Origin of the sequence: Pseudomonas hydrolytica, from assembly GCF_021495345.1 — a bacterium.
Taxonomy (GTDB): Bacteria; Pseudomonadota; Gammaproteobacteria; order Pseudomonadales; family Pseudomonadaceae; genus Aquipseudomonas; species Aquipseudomonas hydrolytica.
Genome location: NZ_CP099397.1, coordinates 4049530 through 4067008, shown reverse-complemented (window position 1 = coordinate 4067008; position 17479 = coordinate 4049530). Strand labels below are relative to the sequence as shown.

The window sequence follows — 17479 nt, the reverse complement described above, 5'->3', positions numbered from 1 at the left end:
GCGCCGCAAAGGAAAGGAACATGATGAAACGGATGATGGGCCTGCTGGCCATGGTCGCGGCGTCGGCGGTGGCGGATGAGGCGGATGTGTATCTCTTGGCCACCGTGCAGCTGGGTGGCTCCAACCTGGCGCAGAGCATTTTCCTGCATGAGCCGCAGATCACCACGCTGGAGGATTGCCAGGAAGCGGTGCGCGTGGGGCAGCGAGATCGCGATTGGCAGCGTTATCACCATATCTTCATGCGCGATCGCTTCCAGGGCTTTGCCGGCCACCTGGACTATCGCTGCGTATTCAGCACGCAGCGCTTCAGTGGCTGGAATGATCGTGCGCGCTACTCGCACCCCTATCTGATCGGGATCGACGAGAACGCCAAGCTCAAGGTCGAGCGCATGCCCAGTCAGGCGCAGTGCGCCTCGACCCTGGCCCGCTTGCCGGCGGCCAGGCGTGCGCAGAGTCGCTGCGCGGTGGGTAATCAGAACCTGCTGTAGGTTCAGAGCGGCGGGGTCTGTTCGTCCAGCGTGCGCTTGTCGATGCCGGGCAGGTGGATGCCGTTCTCGGCGACCTGGGTGCCTTCCAGCTGCGGCTGGGTCACCCAGGTGAGGATGTCGTAGTAGCGCCGTACGTTGCGCACGAAATGCACCGGTTCGCCGCCGCGGGCATAGCCGTAACGCGTCTTGCTGTACCACTGCTTCTGCGCCAGGCGTGGCAGGATCTTCTGCACATCCATCCACTTGTTGGGGTCCAGCCCCTCGGCTTCGGTCAGCTTGCGCGCATCTTCGAGGTGGCCGCCGCCGACGTTGTAGGCCGCCAGGGCGAACCAGGTGCGGTCCGGCTCTTGGATGCTTTCCGGCAATTGCTGGTGAATCTGCACGAAGTAGCGGGCGCCGCCGTCGATGCTCTGCTTGGGGTCCAGTCGATTGGAAACCCCCACCGATTGCGCGGTGCGCTGGGTCAGCATCATCAGGCCGCGTACGCCGGTCTTGGAGGTGGCGTTGGGTTGCCACAGCGATTCCTGATAGCCCATGGCGGCCAGCAGACGCCAGTCAATCTGATTGGCGTGGCCGGCCTGGCGGAACATCTTCTCGTAGCGCGGCAGGCGCTGCTGCAGGTGCTGGGCGAAGGTGTAGGCACCGACATAACCGAGTACGTCGACATGGCCGTAGTAACGCTCCTTCAGGCGTTGCAGGGTGCCGTTGGCCTGGGAGCGCTCGAGAAAGGCATCGATTTCCAGCAGCAGGCTGTCGTCTTCGCCGGGGGCCACCGCCCAGCGCATGGTGTTGGTGTCACCCAGGTCGAAGGCCACGCGCACGTTGGGGAAGTAGACCTGGTTCATCGCCAGTTCGTTGGAGTCCACCAGGGTCAGGTCGATCTGTCCTTCGTCGACCATGCGCAGCAGGTCGACCACCTCCACGGCATCGGAGACCTCGAACGTCAGCTCGGGCAGCTCCAGCTTCAGGGCTTCCAGCTGTTCGGCATGGCTGCTGCCGGCCAGCACCAGGATGCGCTTGCCGAGCAGATCCTCCGCCTTGGTCGGGCGCGTCTCGCCCTGGCGATAGATGATCTGCGGGGTGACTTCCAGATAGGGTACGGAGAAACGGGCCTGGCGCTGGCGCTGCGGTGTCTCGACCAGCCCGGCAGCGGCCAGCACCGGGCCGTCGACGTGGCCCAGGCTGGCAAACAGGCTGTCGAGGTTGTCGGCGGTTTCGATCTTCAGCTCCAGGCCGAGGTCGGTGGCGAAACGCTTGGCCAGTTCGTACTCGAAACCGGTGGCACCGTTGCGGTCCTGGAAGTAGGTGGCGGGGCTGTTACGAGTGACCACGCGCAGCTCACCCTCCGCCTTTACCTGCTCGAGTACGCTGGGCTTGGGTTCTTCGCCACAGCCAGCGAGCATCAGGAGGGTTCCAATCGCCAACAGCCCTGTGGCGCAACGCATGCGTATCGCAGGTCGTGCAAACATCGGCGCAGTATACGCAAAGCGCCAGCAGTGCCATATCTCGACAGCGCTTCGCTTCTCTGCTAGCGCTCGCCCATCTCGAAAGCACCCGGCACAGGTGCCGCAGACGCGGCTTTAGGCTAGAATGCACGGCCTCCTAGCATCTCCTTCCCAGAGGCTGTTCCGACGATGTTGATTCTGCGCGGCGCTCCCGCCCTTTCCGCTTTCCGCCATGGCAAATTGCTTGAGCAACTGACCAGCAAGGTGCCGGCCGTGACCGGGCTGTACGCCGAGTTCGCGCATTTCGCCGACGTCACCGGCGTGCTCAACGCCGATGAGGAACAAGTGCTGGCGCGGCTGCTCAAGTACGGCCCGAGCGTGCCGGTGCAGGAGCCCAGCGGCAAACTGTTTCTGACCATTCCGCGCTTCGGCACCATCTCGCCCTGGTCGAGCAAGGCCAGCGACATTGCCCGCAACTGCGGCCTGGGCAAGATCCAGCGTCTGGAGCGCGGCATCGCCTATTACGTCAGCGGCGAGCTGAGCGAAGCCGACAGCGCCGCCGTCGCCGCTCTGCTGCATGACCGCATGACTCAGCTGGTGCTGAGTGCCCTCGAGGATGCTGCCGCGCTGTTCAGCCACGCCGAGCCCAAGCCGCTGACCGCCGTGGACGTGCTCGGCGGTGGCCGCGCCGCGCTGGAGCAGGCCAACCAGGACTTGGGCCTGGCCCTGGCCGAGGACGAAATCGACTACCTGGTCAAGAGCTTCAATGACCTGGGGCGCAACCCGCACGACATCGAACTGATGATGTTTGCCCAGGCCAACTCCGAGCACTGCCGCCACAAGATCTTCAATGCCAGCTGGGACATCGATGGCGAAAGCCAGGACAAGTCGCTGTTCGGCATGATCAAGAACACCTACCAGATGCACAGCGAAGGCGTGCTGTCCGCCTACAAGGACAACGCCTCGGTCATCGAAGGCTTCACCGCCGGGCGTTTCTTCCCCAATCCGGAAACCCGCCAGTACGGCGCGGTGCAGGAGCCGGTGCATATCCTGATGAAGGTGGAGACGCACAACCACCCGACTGCCATCGCGCCGTTCCCGGGCGCCTCCACCGGCTCCGGCGGTGAGATTCGCGACGAAGGCGCCACCGGTCGTGGCGCCAAGCCCAAGGCCGGTCTGACCGGTTTCTCGGTTTCCAACCTGAATATCCCCGATTTCCTCCAGCCCTGGGAAAAGCCCTACGGCAAGCCCGAGCGCATCGTCAGCGCGCTGGACATCATGATCGAAGGCCCGCTGGGCGGCGCCGCGTTCAATAACGAGTTCGGTCGTCCGGCACTCAACGGCTACTTCCGTACCTTCGAGCAGGCGGTCAACAGCCCGCGTGGCGAAGAAGTGCGCGGCTACCACAAGCCGATCATGCTCGCCGGCGGCCTCGGCAACATCCGCGAAAACCATGTGCAGAAGGGCGAGATCTCGGTTGGCGCCAAGCTGATCGTGCTCGGCGGCCCGGCCATGCTCATCGGTCTGGGCGGCGGCGCTGCTTCCTCGATGGCCACCGGCGCCAGCTCGGCCGACCTGGACTTCGCCTCGGTGCAGCGCGAGAACCCGGAAATGGAACGTCGCTGCCAGGAGGTCATCGACCGCTGCTGGCAGCTGGGCGAAGCCAACCCGATCAAGTTCATCCACGACGTTGGCGCCGGCGGCATCTCCAACGCCCTGCCGGAGCTGATCAACGACGGCGGTCGTGGCGGTCGCTTCGAGCTGCGCAAGGTACCCAACGACGAGCCGGGCATGGCCCCGCACGAGATCTGGTGCAACGAGTCGCAGGAGCGTTACGTGCTGTCCGTCGATGCGGCCGACTTCGAGCGCTTCCAGGCCATCTGCGAACGCGAGCGTTGCCCCTTCGCCGTGGTCGGTGAGGCCACCGCCGAACCGCACCTGACCGTCACCGACAGTCACTTCAATAACACTCCGGTGGACATGCCGCTGGAGGTGCTGCTGGGCAAACCACCGCGCATGCATCGCAGCGTCAGCCGCGAAGCCGAGCAGGGCGATGACTTCAACGCCGCCAGCGTCGACATCGAAGAAGCGCTGGGCCGTGTGCTGCGTCACCCGGCCGTGGCCAGCAAGAGCTTTTTGATCACCATCGGCGACCGCACCATCACCGGTCTGGTGGCGCGCGACCAGATGGTCGGCCCCTGGCAGGTGCCGGTGGCCGACTGCGCCGTCACCGCCACCAGCTTCGACGTCTATACCGGCGAAGCCATGGCCATGGGCGAGCGCACGCCGCTGGCGCTGCTGGATGCGCCTGCGTCGGGCCGTATGGCCGTCGGTGAGACCATCACCAACCTGGCCGCGGCGCGTATCGGCAAGCTGTCCGACATCAAGTTGTCGGCCAACTGGATGGCTGCCGCCGGCCACCCGGGCGAAGACGCCCGCCTGTACGACACCGTCAAGGCCGTGGGTATGGAGCTGTGCCCGCAGCTTGGCATCACCATTCCGGTGGGCAAGGACTCCATGTCCATGAAGACCCGCTGGCAGGAAGAGGGCGTCGACAAGAGCGTGACCGCGCCGCTGTCGCTGGTGATCTCCGGCTTCGCTCCGGTGCAGGACATCCGCCAGACCCTGACCCCGCAACTGCGCATGGACAAGGGCGAGACCGATCTGATCCTGATCGACTTGGGCCGCGGCCAGAACCGCATGGGTGCTTCGATCCTGGCGCAGGTCTATGCGCAGATCGGCCAGCAGGTGCCGGACCTCGACGACGCCGAAGACCTCAAGGCCTTCTTCGCCGTGATCCAGGGCCTCAACGCCGACGGCCACCTGCTGGCCTACCACGACCGTTCCGATGGCGGCCTGCTGACCACCGTGCTGGAAATGGCCTTTGCCGGCCACTGCGGCCTATCGCTGAATCTCGATGCGCTGGCTGATAACGCTTCCGAGCTGCCGGCCGTGCTGTTCAACGAAGAGCTGGGCGCGGTGATCCAGGTGCGCCAGGATGCCACCCCGGAAGTGCTGGCGCAGTTCAGCGCCGCCGGTCTGGACGACTGCGTCGCCGTGATCGGCCAGGCGGTGAACAACAGCGAGGTCAGCATCAGCTTCAATGGCGAGCCGGTGTTCGCCGGCGAGCGCCGCCTGCTGCAGCGTCAGTGGGCCGAAACCAGCTACCGCATCCAGCGCCTGCGCGACAACGCCCAGGGCGCCGACCAGGAATTCGACCTGCTGCTGGAGGAGGACAACCCCGGTCTGTCGGTCAAGCTCGGCTTCGACGTCAACCAGGACATCGCCGCCCCCTACATCAAGAAGGGCGTGCGTCCGCAGGTGGCGATCCTGCGTGAGCAGGGCGTCAACGGTCAGGTGGAAATGGCTGCCGCGTTCGACCGCGCCGGTTTCGCCGCCATCGACGTGCATATGAGCGACATCCTGGCTGGCCGCGTCAGCCTGGAAGAATTCAAGGGCCTGGTGGCCTGCGGCGGCTTCTCCTACGGCGACGTGCTCGGCGCCGGTGAGGGCTGGGCCAAGTCGATTCTGTTCAACGCCCGTGCCCGCGACGGCTTCCAGGCCTTCTTCGAGCGCAAGGACAGCTTCGCCCTCGGTGTGTGCAACGGCTGCCAGATGATGAGCAACCTGCACGAGCTGATTCCGGGCACCGAGTTCTGGCCGCACTTCGTGCGCAACCGCTCCGAGCAGTTCGAAGCGCGCGTGGCCATGGTGCAGATCCAGGAGTCGGCGTCGATCTTCCTGCAGGGCATGGCCGGTTCGCGCCTGCCGATCGCCATCGCCCACGGCGAAGGCCATGCCGAGTTCGAAAGCGAGGAAGCGCTGCTGGAGGCCGATCTGTCCGGCACCGTGGCCCTGCGCTACGTGGACAACCACGGCAAGGTCACCGAAGCCTACCCGGCCAACCCCAACGGGTCGCCGCGCGGGATCACCGGCCTGACCAGCCGCGACGGCCGCGTGACCATCATGATGCCGCACCCGGAGCGGGTGTTCCGCGCCGTGCAGAACTCCTGGCGCCCGGACGAGTGGCAGGAAGACGGCGGCTGGATGCGCATGTTCCGCAACGCCCGCGTCTGGGTGGATTAACAACGGCCGCGTAGCGGCCTTCTGCTGACCCTCTCCCATTTATGAGGCGAAGAGGCGCGCTTTGGAAGCACTGCTTCCTGCGCCGATGAGCGCCTGATCGCGAAGCGATCAGGCCGGGGCGCGGAGCGGGGTGCCCGAAGGGCGGGAGAGGGCAAAAGCCGCGCTCCGATTCAGCTTGAGCTTGCAGATATAACACCGGAGATATCGGTAGGGCGGGAGAGGGCGTTATGGCCAATATCGAACCCTCTCCCCAGCCCTCTCCACTAGGCGTGCCCCCAATAAATGGGAGAGGGAGCCGATCGTGGAGTCCGTAGCCCGGAAACAATCCGGGGCAGTTTCCCTCACACCACTAACCCGGATTCCATCCAAGCTACATAGGCCCAGCCATGGCCGATGATCCTCTCCCCATCCTTCCCGAAGTCCGCCTGGTGAAACCCGGTGAGACCCATCGCCTATGCCGCTGCGGGCATTCGCCCGAGATGCCGAACTGCACACCCGACTGCCAGCAATCTCTGGGGCTGCGCCCCGAGCGCGAGCAGCGTCTGCTGCTATGCCGCTGCAGCCGTTCCGCGAACCTGCCCTACTGCGACGGTAGCCACAGCCCGCCGGCCCCCGGCCTGGCCGACAAATGGCGACGCTTTTTCTCTGGCCGCTGAGAACGCCACGCCTGTCGCCCGAGTCGAAAGCAGCGAATCCTTGAATGCTGCGTGCAGTTTTGTGCGGGCGATCTCAAGACAATCCCATGTCAAAGTGACATCATGTTGCCGTCATGGCTTGTCTGTTGTTCGGTTGCCCCGTTGCGGAGAACTTGATGTACAAACTGTGTTTCTATGTACCGGAAGCCCACCTGGAGCCGGTGAAAAAGGCGGTTTTCGCCGCAGGTGGTGGCCGCATCGGTCGTTATGACAACTGCTGCTGGCAGGTGCTCGGACAGGGCCAGTTCCGCGCTCTGGAAGGTAGCCAGCCGTTTATCGGCCAGGTCGACAGCATCGAGCAGGTTGCCGAATGGAAAGTGGAGATGGTCGTCGCCGACGAGTTGATCCACGACGCAGTCAAGGCCCTGAAGAAGAGCCACCCTTATGAAACGCCGGCTTTCGACGTCTGGCGTTTGTCCGATCTGCAGTTCTGAATCGATATGAAAAAGGCGCCCTCGGCGCCTTTTTCGATGCAGCGGCTCAAGGCCTGATTTCGATCAGCGTGCCATCCTTGACCAGGCTCCACACCTCGCGCATGTCGTCGTTCTTCATGGCGATACAGCCCTCGGTCCAGTCCAGGGTATGGAAGAACCACTCCGGGTATTCCTCGTCCAGCGGCGTGCCGTGGATCATGATCATGCTGCCCGGCGGTACGCCGGCTTCCTTGGCCCGAGCCAGATCGCGTGCGTTGGGGTAGGAGATGTGCAGAGACAGCTGGTACTTGTCGCTCGGCTTGCGCCAGTCGATCCAGTAGAAACCTTCCGGTGTGCGCAGGTCGCCCTCGCGTTGCTTGGCGCCGTTGGGTTGCTTGCCCAGGGAGATGCGGTACGACTTGATGGTCTCGCCGCGTCGTTGCAGATGCAGTTTGCGTTCCGACTTGAGGACCAGCACCTTGTCCACTGCATGGCTGCTGGTCACCGGCGTGGTGCTGGCCAGGACATCGAGGCTGAAGATCAGGCAGAGCAGGGGCAACAACCAGCGCATCGGGTACTTCTCGGCAAGGGGTCAACGGGGTCGGTAGTGAGCGCGCAGGGCTTGCAGCGGTTCGTTGCGTACCGGGAACAGGTTCTGCCGACGGTCGGCGAAGAAACATTCTAAGGTACGGCCTATGGTGGGGAAAGCCAGCTCCGACCAGGGGATTTCGCTCTCCGTGAACAGCCGCACCTCCAGGCTCTCTTCGCCCACGGCAAAATCGAGGTCGACCAGCTCGGCGCGAAACATCATGTACACCTGGCTGATATGCGGCAGATCGAACAGGGTATAGAGGCTGAGATCGCGTACCCGCGCGCAGGCCTCCTCCAGGGTTTCGCGGGCGGCGGCCTGCTCGACGGTTTCGCCGTTTTCCATGAAGCCGGCCGGCAGCGTCCAGTAACCCCGGCGCGGCTCGATGGCGCGACGACACAACAGCACCTGCTCGCCCCATACCGGCAGACAGCCGGCGACGATGCGCGGATTCTCGTAATGCACGGTGGCGCAGTGGCCGCACACGTGGCGCAGGCGGTTGTCCCCCGCCGGGATCATGCGGCTGACCGGATTGCCGCACTGGCTGCAGAATTTCATGCCCTGTCCTCTGTCGCTGCGTCTAATCTTGCAAGGCCGGCATTCTGGCCGGCAAGCCCGCCATCGAGGCCGGACCGTCCTGTCTTCGGGGTTGGGCGCCCAGGCGCTTTCATGCCATGATGCCCGGCAGAACAATATTCCGAGTATGCCCATGCTGGATGAGTTGCTCCATCGCGTGCGTGGCCATCGACCACGCCCTCTGGAGACCGAGCGCAGCTTTCCCGAGGCGGCGGTGCTGGTCCCCATCACCCGCAGTGACGAGCCTGAACTGGTGCTGACCCTGCGCGCCAGCGGTTTGTCGACGCATGGCGGCGAAGTCGCTTTCCCGGGCGGGCGCCGCGATCCCGAAGACCGCGACCTGATCCACACCGCATTGCGTGAGGCCGAGGAGGAAATCGGTCTGCCGCCAGGGCTGGTGGAGATGGTCGGACCGCTCAGCAGCCTGGTGTCGCGGCATGGCATCCACGTGACGCCCTATGTCGGGCTGGTGCCCGACTATGTGGAATACAAGGCCAATGACGCCGAGATCGCCGCGGTGTTTTCCGTGCCGCTGGAATTCTTTCGCAGCGACCCACGCGAGCTGACCCATCGCATCGACTACCTCGGGCGCAGCTGGTACGTGCCGTCCTACACCTATGGCGAGTTCCGCATCTGGGGGCTGACCGCGATCATGGTGGTGGAGCTGGTCAATCTACTCTATGACGATGCGCAGATTGCCCTGCACCAGCCGCCCGAACATTTCATTCACCTGCGTTGAGAGTCCGTGTCATGAAATACCGTCTGGGATCGTCCCGCGTCGAACTGCACGCCGACAGCTGGGTCGCGCCAAGCGCCGACCTGATCGGCAAGGTGCGCCTGGAGGCCGGTGCCAGCGTCTGGTTCGGCGCCGTGCTGCGTGGCGACAATGAGCTGATCCATATCGGTGAGAACAGCAACGTGCAGGACGGCAGCGTCATGCACACCGACATGGGCTTTCCGCTGACCCTGGGCAAGGGCGTCACCGTCGGTCACAAGGTGATGATGCATGGCTGCACGGTGGACGATTACAGCCTGATCGGCATCAATGCCGTGATCCTCAACGGCGCGAAGATCGGCAAGTACTGCATCATCGGCGCCAACAGCCTGATTCCCGAAGGCAAGGTGATTCCCGATGGCAGCCTGGTCATGGGCAGCCCCGGCAAGGTGGTGCGCGAACTGACCGAGCAGCAGAAGAAGATGCTCGAGGCCAGCGCCGCCCACTACGTTCATAATGCCCAGCGCTATGCCCGCGAACTGGTGCCTGACGATGAGTGATGTGGAAAAGCCGGTGCGTTCGCCCTGCGTCCACGTTTGTGCGCTGGACGAGCAGGACATCTGCATCGGGTGTCAGCGCACGGCCGACGAAATCACCCGCTGGGGCCGCATGGACAATGCCGAGCGCCGCGCGGTACTGCAGTTCTGCCTGGAGCGCGCCCGTGCTTGCGGCCATCTGCTGACGCCTTCCTGATTCTCTGTTCGAGGAAAACTCATGCCCCGTATTGGAACCCCTCTGTCGCCCTCGGCGACCCGTGTGCTGCTGTGCGGTTGCGGCGAGCTCGGCAAGGAAGTGGTGATCGAGCTGCAGCGCCTGGGCTGCGAGGTGATTGGCGTGGATCGCTATGCCAATGCGCCGGCCATGCAGGTGGCGCACCGCAGCCACGTCATCGACATGCTCGACGGCGCGGCGCTGCGCGCGGTGATTGAGCAGGAGCAGCCGCACTATATCGTCCCGGAGATCGAGGCCATCGCCACCGCGACCCTGGTGGAGCTGGAAGCCGAAGGCTTCAACGTGGTGCCGACCGCGCGCGCCGCGCAACTGACCATGAACCGCGAAGGCATTCGTCGCCTGGCGGCCGAGACGCTGGGCCTGCCCACTTCGCCATACCATTTCTCCGACACCTTCGAGGATTACGCCGCCGCGGTGAAGTCCGTCGGCTATCCCTGCGTGGTCAAGCCGATCATGAGCTCCTCCGGCAAGGGCCAGAGCGTGCTGAAGAGTGATGCCGATCTGCAGCGCGCCTGGGACTACGCCCAGGAAGGCGGCCGTGCCGGCAAGGGGCGGGTGATCGTCGAGGGCTTCATCGACTTCGACTACGAAATCACCCTGCTGACCGTGCGCCACGCTGGGGGCACCAGCTTCTGCGCGCCGATCGGCCACCGGCAGGAGAACGGCGACTATCAGGAGTCCTGGCAGCCGCAGCCGATGAGCGCAAAGGCTTTGGCCGAATCCGAGCGCGTGGCGCTGACGGTGACCGAGGCCCTGGGTGGGCGTGGCCTGTTCGGTGTCGAGCTGTTCGTCAGGGGCGATCAGGTATGGTTCAGCGAGGTCTCGCCGCGTCCGCACGACACCGGCCTGGTGACGCTGATTTCCCAGGAACTGTCCGAATTTGCCCTGCATGCGCGGGCCATTCTCGGCCTGCCGATTCCGCTGATCCGCCAGATGGGCCCGTCGGCTTCGGCAGTGATACTGGTCGAGGGCAATTCGCAGCAGACCAGCTTCGCCAACCTCGGCGCAGCACTGAGCGAGGCGGACACCGCGTTGCGTCTGTTCGGCAAGCCCGAGGTCAAGGGCCAGCGGCGCATGGGGGTGGCGCTGGCACGTGACGAATCCATCGAGGCGGCGCGGGCCAAGGCGCTGCGCAGCGCGCAAGCGGTGCGCGTGCAGCTGTGAGCCGGCACGCGCTGTGGTGGCTGGCGACTGTGCCACTGCTGCCATTGGCGCTGCCGCTGGCGGTGCATACCCGGCGTACTGCACTGCGTCTGCCAATCGCCCAGGGCGAGCCTGTCGGCGTTGCCGGAGCGGACTTGCCGGGTGAGCCGCTGCGCCTGCTGCTGATTGGCGAGTCGACCGTGGCCGGCGTTGGTGTGGAAAGTGTCGATCTGGCGCTGGCCAGCTGTCTGGCCGGCGCACTGGCCGAGCGCCTCCGGCGTCCGGTGCGCTGGCGCGCCTGTGGCGAGAACGGCATCACCGCGGCCCAGGCGCACGAGCGCCTGTTGCCACTGGGGCTGGCCGAGCCGGCCGATCTGGCGCTGCTGGTGTTTGGCGTCAACGACACCACTCACCTCACCACGAGCAGGCGCTGGGTGCAGTCGCTGGCCGGAATGGCAGAGGCACTGGAGGGGCAGGGCTGCCGTGTGGCGTTCAGCGCCGTGCCTCCGTTGCAGCACTTCAGCGCCTTGCCCTGGCTGTTGCGGCAGTTGATGGGGTGGCGAGCCAGCCTGCTGGATCGCGAACTGCAGGGCCTGGCGCAACGCCTGGGTGCGCTGCACTGCGTGCTGGATCTGCCGTTCGAGCCGGCTTATCTGGCCGAGGATGGTTACCACCCGTCGGCATTGGGCTATCGGCAGTGGGCCGATGGCCTGGCCGAACGCCTCATTCCGTCGCTGCAGCGTCCGGTTTGACCTTCTCCACCTGCCAGACACGCACGCTCTTCACGCGGTTTTCCGCAGCCTGGAGAATTTCCAGGCGGTAGGGGCCGATCTTCAGGCACACGCTGCTGTCGGGAATGCTTTCCAGCGCTTCGGTGATCAGGCCGTTGAGGGTCTTGGGGCCGTCGCTGGGCAGGTGCCAGCCGAGGATCTTGTTCACTTCGCGAATGTAGGCGGCGCCGTCGATGACCAGGGTGCCGTCTTCCTGCGGGTGGATATCGGGGCTGCGCAGGCTGTCCTGATTGCTGAAGTCGCCGACGATCTCTTCGAGGATGTCTTCCAGGGTGACGATGCCGATCACCTCGCCATATTCGTCGACGACGATGCCGATACGCCGCTTCTGCTTCTGGAAGTTGATCAGCTGGGTCGACAGCGGGGTGTTCTCCGGCACGAAGTAGGGCTCGTGGCAGGCGGCCAGCAGCGCTTCCTTGGTCAGCTGGTTGTGCGTCAGCAGGCGGGCGATCTGGCGCATGTGCACCACGCCCTCGATCTGGTTGATGTCGCCGCGAAACACCGGTAGGCGCGTGTGCGGGGTGCTGCGCAGCTGGCCGACGATGCTTTCCAGGTCGTCATCGAGGTCGATGCCGGCCACCTCGTTGCGCGGGATCATGATGTCGTCCACCGTGACCCGCTCCAGGTCGAGAATGCCCAGCAGCATGTTCTGGCGGTTCTTCGGCAGCTCCGAACCCGATTCACGCACCACGCTGCGCAGTTCCTCGGTGGACAGGCTGTCGCTGGTGCGCTGCGCGGGGTCGACGCCGATCAGGCGCAGCAGGCCATTGCTGATCGCGCCGGTAAGCCACACCACCGGATAGAGCAGGCGCTGCAGCAGGCTCAGTACGCGGCTGGCGGGGAAGGCCACCAGCTCCGGGCGCAGCGCCGCGAGGGTCTTGGGCGTGATCTCGCCGAAGATCAGCACGACGATGGTCAGGCCGGCGGTGGCGATGGCGATGCCGGCCTCGCCCCACAGGTCCACCGCCAGCACCGTGGCGATGGAGGCGGCAAGAATGTTGACCACGTTGTTGCCGACCAGAATGGTGCCCAGCAGGCGGTCCGGGCGGTCCAGCAGGCGGGTCACGCGCTTGGCGCCGCTGTGTCCTTCCTTGGCCAGATGCTTGAGCCGATAGCGGTTGAGGCTGAGCATGCCGGTCTCGGAGCTGGAGAAGAACGCCGAGCAGAGAATCAGGAAGATCAGCAGGCCGAGCAGGTAGCTCGAATGAAGGTCGTCCACGAGGGCTGCCTCAGATGTGCAGAATGAATTCGCGTACCAGCTTGCTGCCGAAGTAGGCCAGCATCAGCAGGCAGAACCCGGCCAGGGTCCAGCGAATGGCCTTGTGACCGCGCCAGCCGAGCTGGTGGCGACCCCACAGCAGCACGGCGAACACCACCCAGGCAAAGCAGGAGAGGATGGTCTTGTGCGCCAGGTGCTGGGCGAACAGATCATCGATGTACAGCGCGCCGGACAGCAGCGACAGCGACAGCAGCGCCCAGCCGGCGAAGAGGAAGCCGAACAGCAGGCTTTCCATGGTCTGCAGCGGTGGGAAGTTGCGAATCAGCCCGGACGGATGCTTGTGCTTGAGCTGATGGTCCTGCAGCAGCAACAGGATCGACTGGAACACGGCGATGGTGAGCATGCCGTAGGCCAGGATCGAGAACAGGATGTGGGCGAGGATGCCGGGGTGCTCGTTGATCGGGTTGATGGTGCCGCTGGGCATGAACTCGGCTGCCAGTACGGTCAGCGTGCCGAGTGGGAACAGCAGCAGCAGCAGGTTTTCCACCGGTATGCGCAGGCAGGCCAGAAGGATCAGCGCGATCACCGCGCCGGCGATCAGGCTGGCGGCGTTGAAGAAGTCCAGATAAAGGCCATGGGCACCGTACAGCTGGTAGAACAGGCTGACGCCGTGCAGGCAGAGCGCGGCCACGCCGAGCAGCGTGAGCAGACGTTTGTCGGGAATGCTGCGCTGAGTCAGGCGCAGACCCTGGTAAGCGGCGGCGCCGGCATAGAGGAGGGCGGCGGCGAGGCTGGGCAGCAAAGGGTGCATAAATCCGTGTAAGGCGAGCCCGAAAGGCGCTGAGTGTGGCACAGAAGGGCGTCTGCACGAAAGACTGCCGGCGGTGTCGGCCGCTCGGCGACTTCGCTATAATCCGCCGCCTGTCGCACACCCGGCGCGCCGGGTCGCCCCTATCGAAGGAACGCGCATGTTCGAAAATCTTACCGATCGCCTGTCCCAGACGCTGCGTAACGTCACGGGCAAGGCCAAGCTGACCGAAGACAACATCAAGGATACGCTGCGCGAAGTGCGCATGGCCCTGCTCGAGGCCGACGTGGCTCTGCCGGTGGTCAAGGACTTCGTCGGCAAGGTCAAGGAGCGTGCCGTTGGCACCGAGGTGTCCAAGAGCCTGACCCCGGGCCAGGCCTTCGTGAAGATCGTCCGCGCCGAGCTCGAAGAGCTGATGGGCGCCGCCAACGAAGACCTGTCGCTCAATGCGGCGCCGCCCGCCGTGGTGCTGATGGCCGGCCTGCAGGGGGCGGGCAAGACCACCACCGCCGGCAAGCTGGCCAAGTTCCTCAAGGAGCGCAAGAAGAAGTCGGTGCTGCTGGTGTCCGCCGACGTCTACCGCCCGGCGGCGATCAAGCAGCTGGAAACCCTGGCCGGCGACCTGGGCGTCAACTTCTTTCCCTCCGATGCCAGCCAGAAGCCGGTGGACATCGCCAACGCAGCGATCCGCGAAGCCAAGCTGAAGTTCATCGACGTGGTCATCCTCGATACCGCCGGTCGCCTGGCCGTGGATGCCGAGATGATGGCCGAGATCCAGGCCCTGCATGCGGCGGTCAAGCCGGTCGAGACGCTGTTCGTGGTCGACGCCATGACCGGTCAGGACGCCGCCAACACCGCCAAGGCGTTCAGCGACGCGCTGCCGCTGACCGGTGTGGTGCTGACCAAGGTCGACGGCGATGCCCGTGGCGGTGCTGCGCTGTCGGTGCGCCATATCACCGGCAAGCCGATCAAGTTCATCGGTATGGGCGAGAAGAGCGATGCGCTCGAGCCCTTCCATCCGGATCGTATCGCCTCGCGCATCCTCGGCATGGGCGATGTGCTCAGCCTGATCGAGCAGGCCGAGCAGACCCTCGATCGCGAAAAGGCCGAGAAACTCACCAAGAAGCTGAAGAAGGGCAAGGGCTTCGATCTCGAAGACTTCCGTGATCAGCTGCAGCAGATGAAGAACATGGGCGGTCTCGGCGGCCTGATGGACAAGCTGCCGTCCATCGGTGGCGTCAACCTGTCGCAGATGGGCAACGCCCAGGGCGCGGCCGAGAAGCAGTTCAAGCAGATGGAGGCGATCATCAACTCGATGACGCCGGCCGAGCGCCGCGACCCGGACATCATCAGCGGCTCGCGCAAGCGACGCATCGCCCTGGGCTCCGGCACTCAGGTGCAGGACATCGGCAGGCTGATCAAGCAGCACAAGCAGATGCAGAAGATGATGAAGAAATTCACCGCCAAGGGTGGCATGGCCAAGATGATGCGCGGCATGGGTGGCATGTTCCCCGGCGGCGGAATGCCGAAATTCTGAAGGCCTGCGCCCCGGTCGATGGCCGGGCGGAAAAAGAGATTTGCAAACCGCCGCATAATCCTTAAAATATGCGGCCTTTCGGGCCTAGGCCCATTTTTAATGTGTGCCTCAAGTTAGCACCGACTACAGGAACGATGTTCACATGGTAACCATCCGTCTTGCTCGTGGCGGCTCCAAAAAGCGCCCCTTCTACCACCTGACCGTGACCAACAGCCGCAACGCGCGCGACGGTCGTTTCGTTGAGCGTATCGGTTTCTTCAACCCGATCGCTGCCGGTGGCGAAGTGCGTCTGTCTGTTGACCAAGAGCGTGCGACCTACTGGCTGGGCCAGGGCGCTCAGCCGTCTGAGCGTGTTGCTCAGCTGCTCAAGGAAGCTGCCAAGGCTGCTGCCTAAGCATCTTTTATGAGTACGACGCCGGCCGTCGCCGAGGATTTGATCGTTCTCGGCAAGATTGTTTCGGTGCACGGCGTCAGGGGTGAAGTGAAGGTGTATTCCTTTACCGACCCCATCGATAACGTGCTCGACTACCGCCACTGGACGCTCAGGCGTGACGGTGAGGTAAAGAAAGTGGAACTGGCCAGCGGCCGCCTGCAAGGCAAGGTGCTGGTAGCCAAGTTGAAAGGTCTGGATGATCGCGAAATTGCGCGTACCTACGCCGGTTTCGAGATCTGCGTGCCGCGCAGCGAGCTGCCGGACCTGGAAGAGGGCGAGTTCTACTGGTACCAGTTGCAGGGCTTGAAGGTCATCGATCAGGCGGGGCAGTTGCTCGGTGTGGTCGACCATCTGTTCGAGACCGGTGCCAACGATGTGATGGTGGTCAAGGCTTGCGCAGGCAGCCTGGATGATCGCGAGCGTTTGCTGCCCTACACGGATCAGTGCGTGCTTTCGATCGATCTGGCAGCTGGCGAGATGCGGGTCGACTGGGATGCGGATTTCTAAGGCTCATGCGCGTAGAAGTCATCACCCTGTTCCCGGAAATGTTTGCCGCCATCGGCGAGTACGGCATCACCAGTCGTGCGGTCAAGCAGGAGCTGCTCAAGCTCAATTGCTGGAACCCGCGGGACTACACGACGGATCGTCACCACACGGTGGATGACCGCCCCTTTGGCGGTGGTCCGGGAATGGTGATGAAGATCAAGCCTCTCGAGGATGCCCTGGCCAGCGCCAGGCAGGCCGCGGGGGAGACGGCGAAGGTGATCTACCTGTCGCCGCAGGGACGCCGCCTGAATCAGGCTGCGGTCCGCGAGCTGGCGCAGGAGCATGCACTGATCCTGATCGCCGGTCGTTATGAAGGCATCGACGAGCGTTTCATCGAGACGCATGTCGATGAGGAATGGTCGATTGGCGACTACGTCCTGTCCGGCGGTGAGCTGCCGGCCATGGTGCTGATCGATGCGGTAACGCGCCTTTTGCCTGGTGCATTGGGTCATGCCGATTCGGCCGAGGAGGATTCCTTTACGGATGGCCTGCTCGACTGCCCGCACTACACCCGCCCGGAGGTGTATGCGGATAAACGTGTTCCCGAAGTGTTGCTTAGTGGCAACCACGAACACATCCGGCGCTGGCGTTTGCAGCAGTCCCTTGGTCGGACCTGGGAACGTCGCGCTGATCTTCTGGATAGCCGCTCGCTTTCTGGAGAAGAGAAGAAGCTGCTGGAGGAATACATCCGCCAGCGGGACGATAGTTAACGTATCGATGGCAGGCCGGGAGGCTTGTCTTAGGAGCGCAGCATGACCAACAAGATTATCCAGATGCTCGAAGCCGAGCAGATGAACAAAGAAATCCCGACTTTCGCCCCGGGCGACACCGTTGTCGTGCAAGTGAAAGTGAAGGAAGGCGACCGTCAGCGTCTGCAGGCCTTCGAAGGCGTCGTGATCGCCAAGCGTAACCGCGGCCTGAACAGCGCTTTCACCGTGCGCAAGATCTCCAGCGGTGTTGGCGTCGAGCGTACCTTCCAGACCTACTCGCCGCTGGTCGACAGCCTGAGCGTCAAGCGTCGCGGTGACGTACGCAAGGCCAAGCTGTACTACCTGCGCGACCTGTCCGGCAAAGCCGCGCGCATCAAGGAAAAGCTGTCCTAAGTTCGGACGCTTCTCGCAAAAAAAGCAGCCTACGGGCTGCTTTTTTTATGCCTGTGGCGTTCTTCTGCGGCGTCCCTTTCTTGGCGCGCCATGCCCGGGA

Annotated in this window: 19 protein-coding genes; 14 read left to right on the top strand and 5 right to left on the bottom strand. The window is 64.1% G+C overall.

What is annotated here, in order from left to right; translation table 11 throughout:
- Positions 1-20: 20 nt before the first annotated feature.
- Positions 21-488: a hypothetical protein gene (locus L1F06_RS19060; RefSeq protein WP_129481718.1), complete on the top strand. Its 468-nt coding sequence runs from the start codon at positions 21-23 to the stop codon at positions 486-488.
- 2 nt (positions 489-490) lie between these two features.
- On the opposite strand, the gene mltF is transcribed toward L1F06_RS19060, so the two are convergent.
- A complete protein-coding gene (mltF, locus tag L1F06_RS19055; protein WP_012019469.1) occupies positions 491-1957 on the bottom strand; it encodes a membrane-bound lytic murein transglycosylase MltF in 1467 nt (488 codons plus the stop codon).
- 165 nt (positions 1958-2122) lie between these two features.
- On the opposite strand from mltF, the gene purL reads away from it, so the two are divergent.
- The 3 genes from purL (at position 2123) to L1F06_RS19040 (ending at position 7148) form a co-directional block, all read left to right on the top strand.
- Positions 2123-6019, top strand: coding sequence for a phosphoribosylformylglycinamidine synthase (purL, locus tag L1F06_RS19050; protein WP_129481717.1), 3897 nt, complete (start codon positions 2123-2125; stop codon positions 6017-6019).
- 386 nt (positions 6020-6405) lie between these two features.
- On the top strand, positions 6406-6675 hold the full coding sequence (locus tag L1F06_RS19045; RefSeq protein ID WP_177491006.1) for a CDGSH iron-sulfur domain-containing protein: 270 nt from the start codon (positions 6406-6408) through the stop codon (positions 6673-6675).
- 155 nt (positions 6676-6830) lie between these two features.
- Entirely contained in the window at positions 6831-7148 is a 318-nt protein-coding gene (locus L1F06_RS19040) for a YqfO family protein (RefSeq protein ID WP_003246179.1), read from the top strand.
- Positions 7149-7194: 46 nt separating this feature from the next.
- Here the strand turns inward: L1F06_RS19040 and L1F06_RS19035 are convergent, their stop codons facing one another.
- Positions 7195-7698 (bottom strand): L,D-transpeptidase family protein, encoded by a 504-nt coding sequence (locus L1F06_RS19035; protein ID WP_129481716.1) that lies wholly within the window; start codon positions 7696-7698, stop codon positions 7195-7197.
- 21 nt (positions 7699-7719) lie between these two features.
- Positions 7720-8274 (bottom strand): NUDIX hydrolase, encoded by a 555-nt coding sequence (locus tag L1F06_RS19030; RefSeq protein ID WP_003246176.1) that lies wholly within the window; start codon positions 8272-8274, stop codon positions 7720-7722.
- Positions 8275-8425: 151 nt separating this feature from the next.
- On the opposite strand from L1F06_RS19030, the gene L1F06_RS19025 reads away from it, so the two are divergent.
- The 5 genes from L1F06_RS19025 to L1F06_RS19005 are packed head-to-tail and all read left to right on the top strand — an operon-like array spanning position 8426 to position 11694.
- Positions 8426-9031 carry a CoA pyrophosphatase gene (locus tag L1F06_RS19025; protein WP_003246173.1) on the top strand — a complete coding sequence of 202 codons (606 nt, stop codon included), beginning with the start codon at positions 8426-8428 and terminating at the stop codon, positions 9029-9031.
- Positions 9032-9042: 11 nt separating this feature from the next.
- On the top strand, positions 9043-9567 hold the full coding sequence (locus L1F06_RS19020) for a gamma carbonic anhydrase family protein (protein ID WP_012019464.1): 525 nt from the start codon (positions 9043-9045) through the stop codon (positions 9565-9567).
- A complete protein-coding gene (locus L1F06_RS19015) occupies positions 9560-9760 on the top strand; it encodes a DUF1289 domain-containing protein (protein WP_003246171.1) in 201 nt (66 codons plus the stop codon). Before L1F06_RS19020 ends, L1F06_RS19015 begins: the two co-directional genes overlap by 8 nt.
- 21 nt (positions 9761-9781) lie before the next feature.
- On the top strand, positions 9782-10963 hold the full coding sequence (gene purT / locus L1F06_RS19010; RefSeq protein ID WP_129481715.1) for a formate-dependent phosphoribosylglycinamide formyltransferase: 1182 nt from the start codon (positions 9782-9784) through the stop codon (positions 10961-10963).
- Positions 10960-11694: an SGNH/GDSL hydrolase family protein gene (locus L1F06_RS19005; protein WP_129481714.1), complete on the top strand. Its 735-nt coding sequence runs from the start codon at positions 10960-10962 to the stop codon at positions 11692-11694. Before purT ends, L1F06_RS19005 begins: the two co-directional genes overlap by 4 nt.
- On the opposite strand, the gene L1F06_RS19000 is transcribed toward L1F06_RS19005, so the two are convergent.
- Both L1F06_RS19000 and L1F06_RS18995 read right to left on the bottom strand, forming a co-directional pair.
- On the bottom strand, positions 11666-12952 hold the full coding sequence (locus L1F06_RS19000) for an HlyC/CorC family transporter (RefSeq protein ID WP_003246165.1): 1287 nt from the start codon (positions 12950-12952) through the stop codon (positions 11666-11668). The genes L1F06_RS19005 and L1F06_RS19000 overlap by 29 nt on opposite strands.
- A gap of 10 nt (positions 12953-12962) precedes the next feature.
- Positions 12963-13763, bottom strand: a complete 801-nt coding sequence (locus L1F06_RS18995; protein ID WP_003246164.1) for a cytochrome C assembly family protein — start codon at positions 13761-13763, stop codon at positions 12963-12965.
- Between the two features lie 157 nt (positions 13764-13920).
- Between L1F06_RS18995 and ffh the strand changes: the two genes are divergently transcribed.
- The 5 genes from ffh to rplS all read left to right on the top strand — a co-directional run bounded on the left by ffh (position 13921) and on the right by rplS (position 17379).
- A complete protein-coding gene (ffh, locus tag L1F06_RS18990; RefSeq protein WP_129481713.1) occupies positions 13921-15297 on the top strand; it encodes a signal recognition particle protein in 1377 nt (458 codons plus the stop codon).
- 142 nt (positions 15298-15439) lie between these two features.
- A complete protein-coding gene (rpsP, locus tag L1F06_RS18985) occupies positions 15440-15691 on the top strand; it encodes a 30S ribosomal protein S16 (RefSeq protein WP_003246162.1) in 252 nt (83 codons plus the stop codon).
- A gap of 9 nt (positions 15692-15700) precedes the next feature.
- A complete protein-coding gene (gene rimM / locus L1F06_RS18980; RefSeq protein ID WP_012019460.1) occupies positions 15701-16237 on the top strand; it encodes a ribosome maturation factor RimM in 537 nt (178 codons plus the stop codon).
- Positions 16238-16242: 5 nt separating this feature from the next.
- Entirely contained in the window at positions 16243-16986 is a 744-nt protein-coding gene (trmD, locus tag L1F06_RS18975; RefSeq protein ID WP_129481712.1) for a tRNA (guanosine(37)-N1)-methyltransferase TrmD, read from the top strand.
- A gap of 42 nt (positions 16987-17028) precedes the next feature.
- On the top strand, positions 17029-17379 hold the full coding sequence (gene rplS, locus L1F06_RS18970) for a 50S ribosomal protein L19 (RefSeq protein ID WP_003246155.1): 351 nt from the start codon (positions 17029-17031) through the stop codon (positions 17377-17379).
- The last annotated feature ends 100 nt before the right edge of the window (positions 17380-17479 follow it).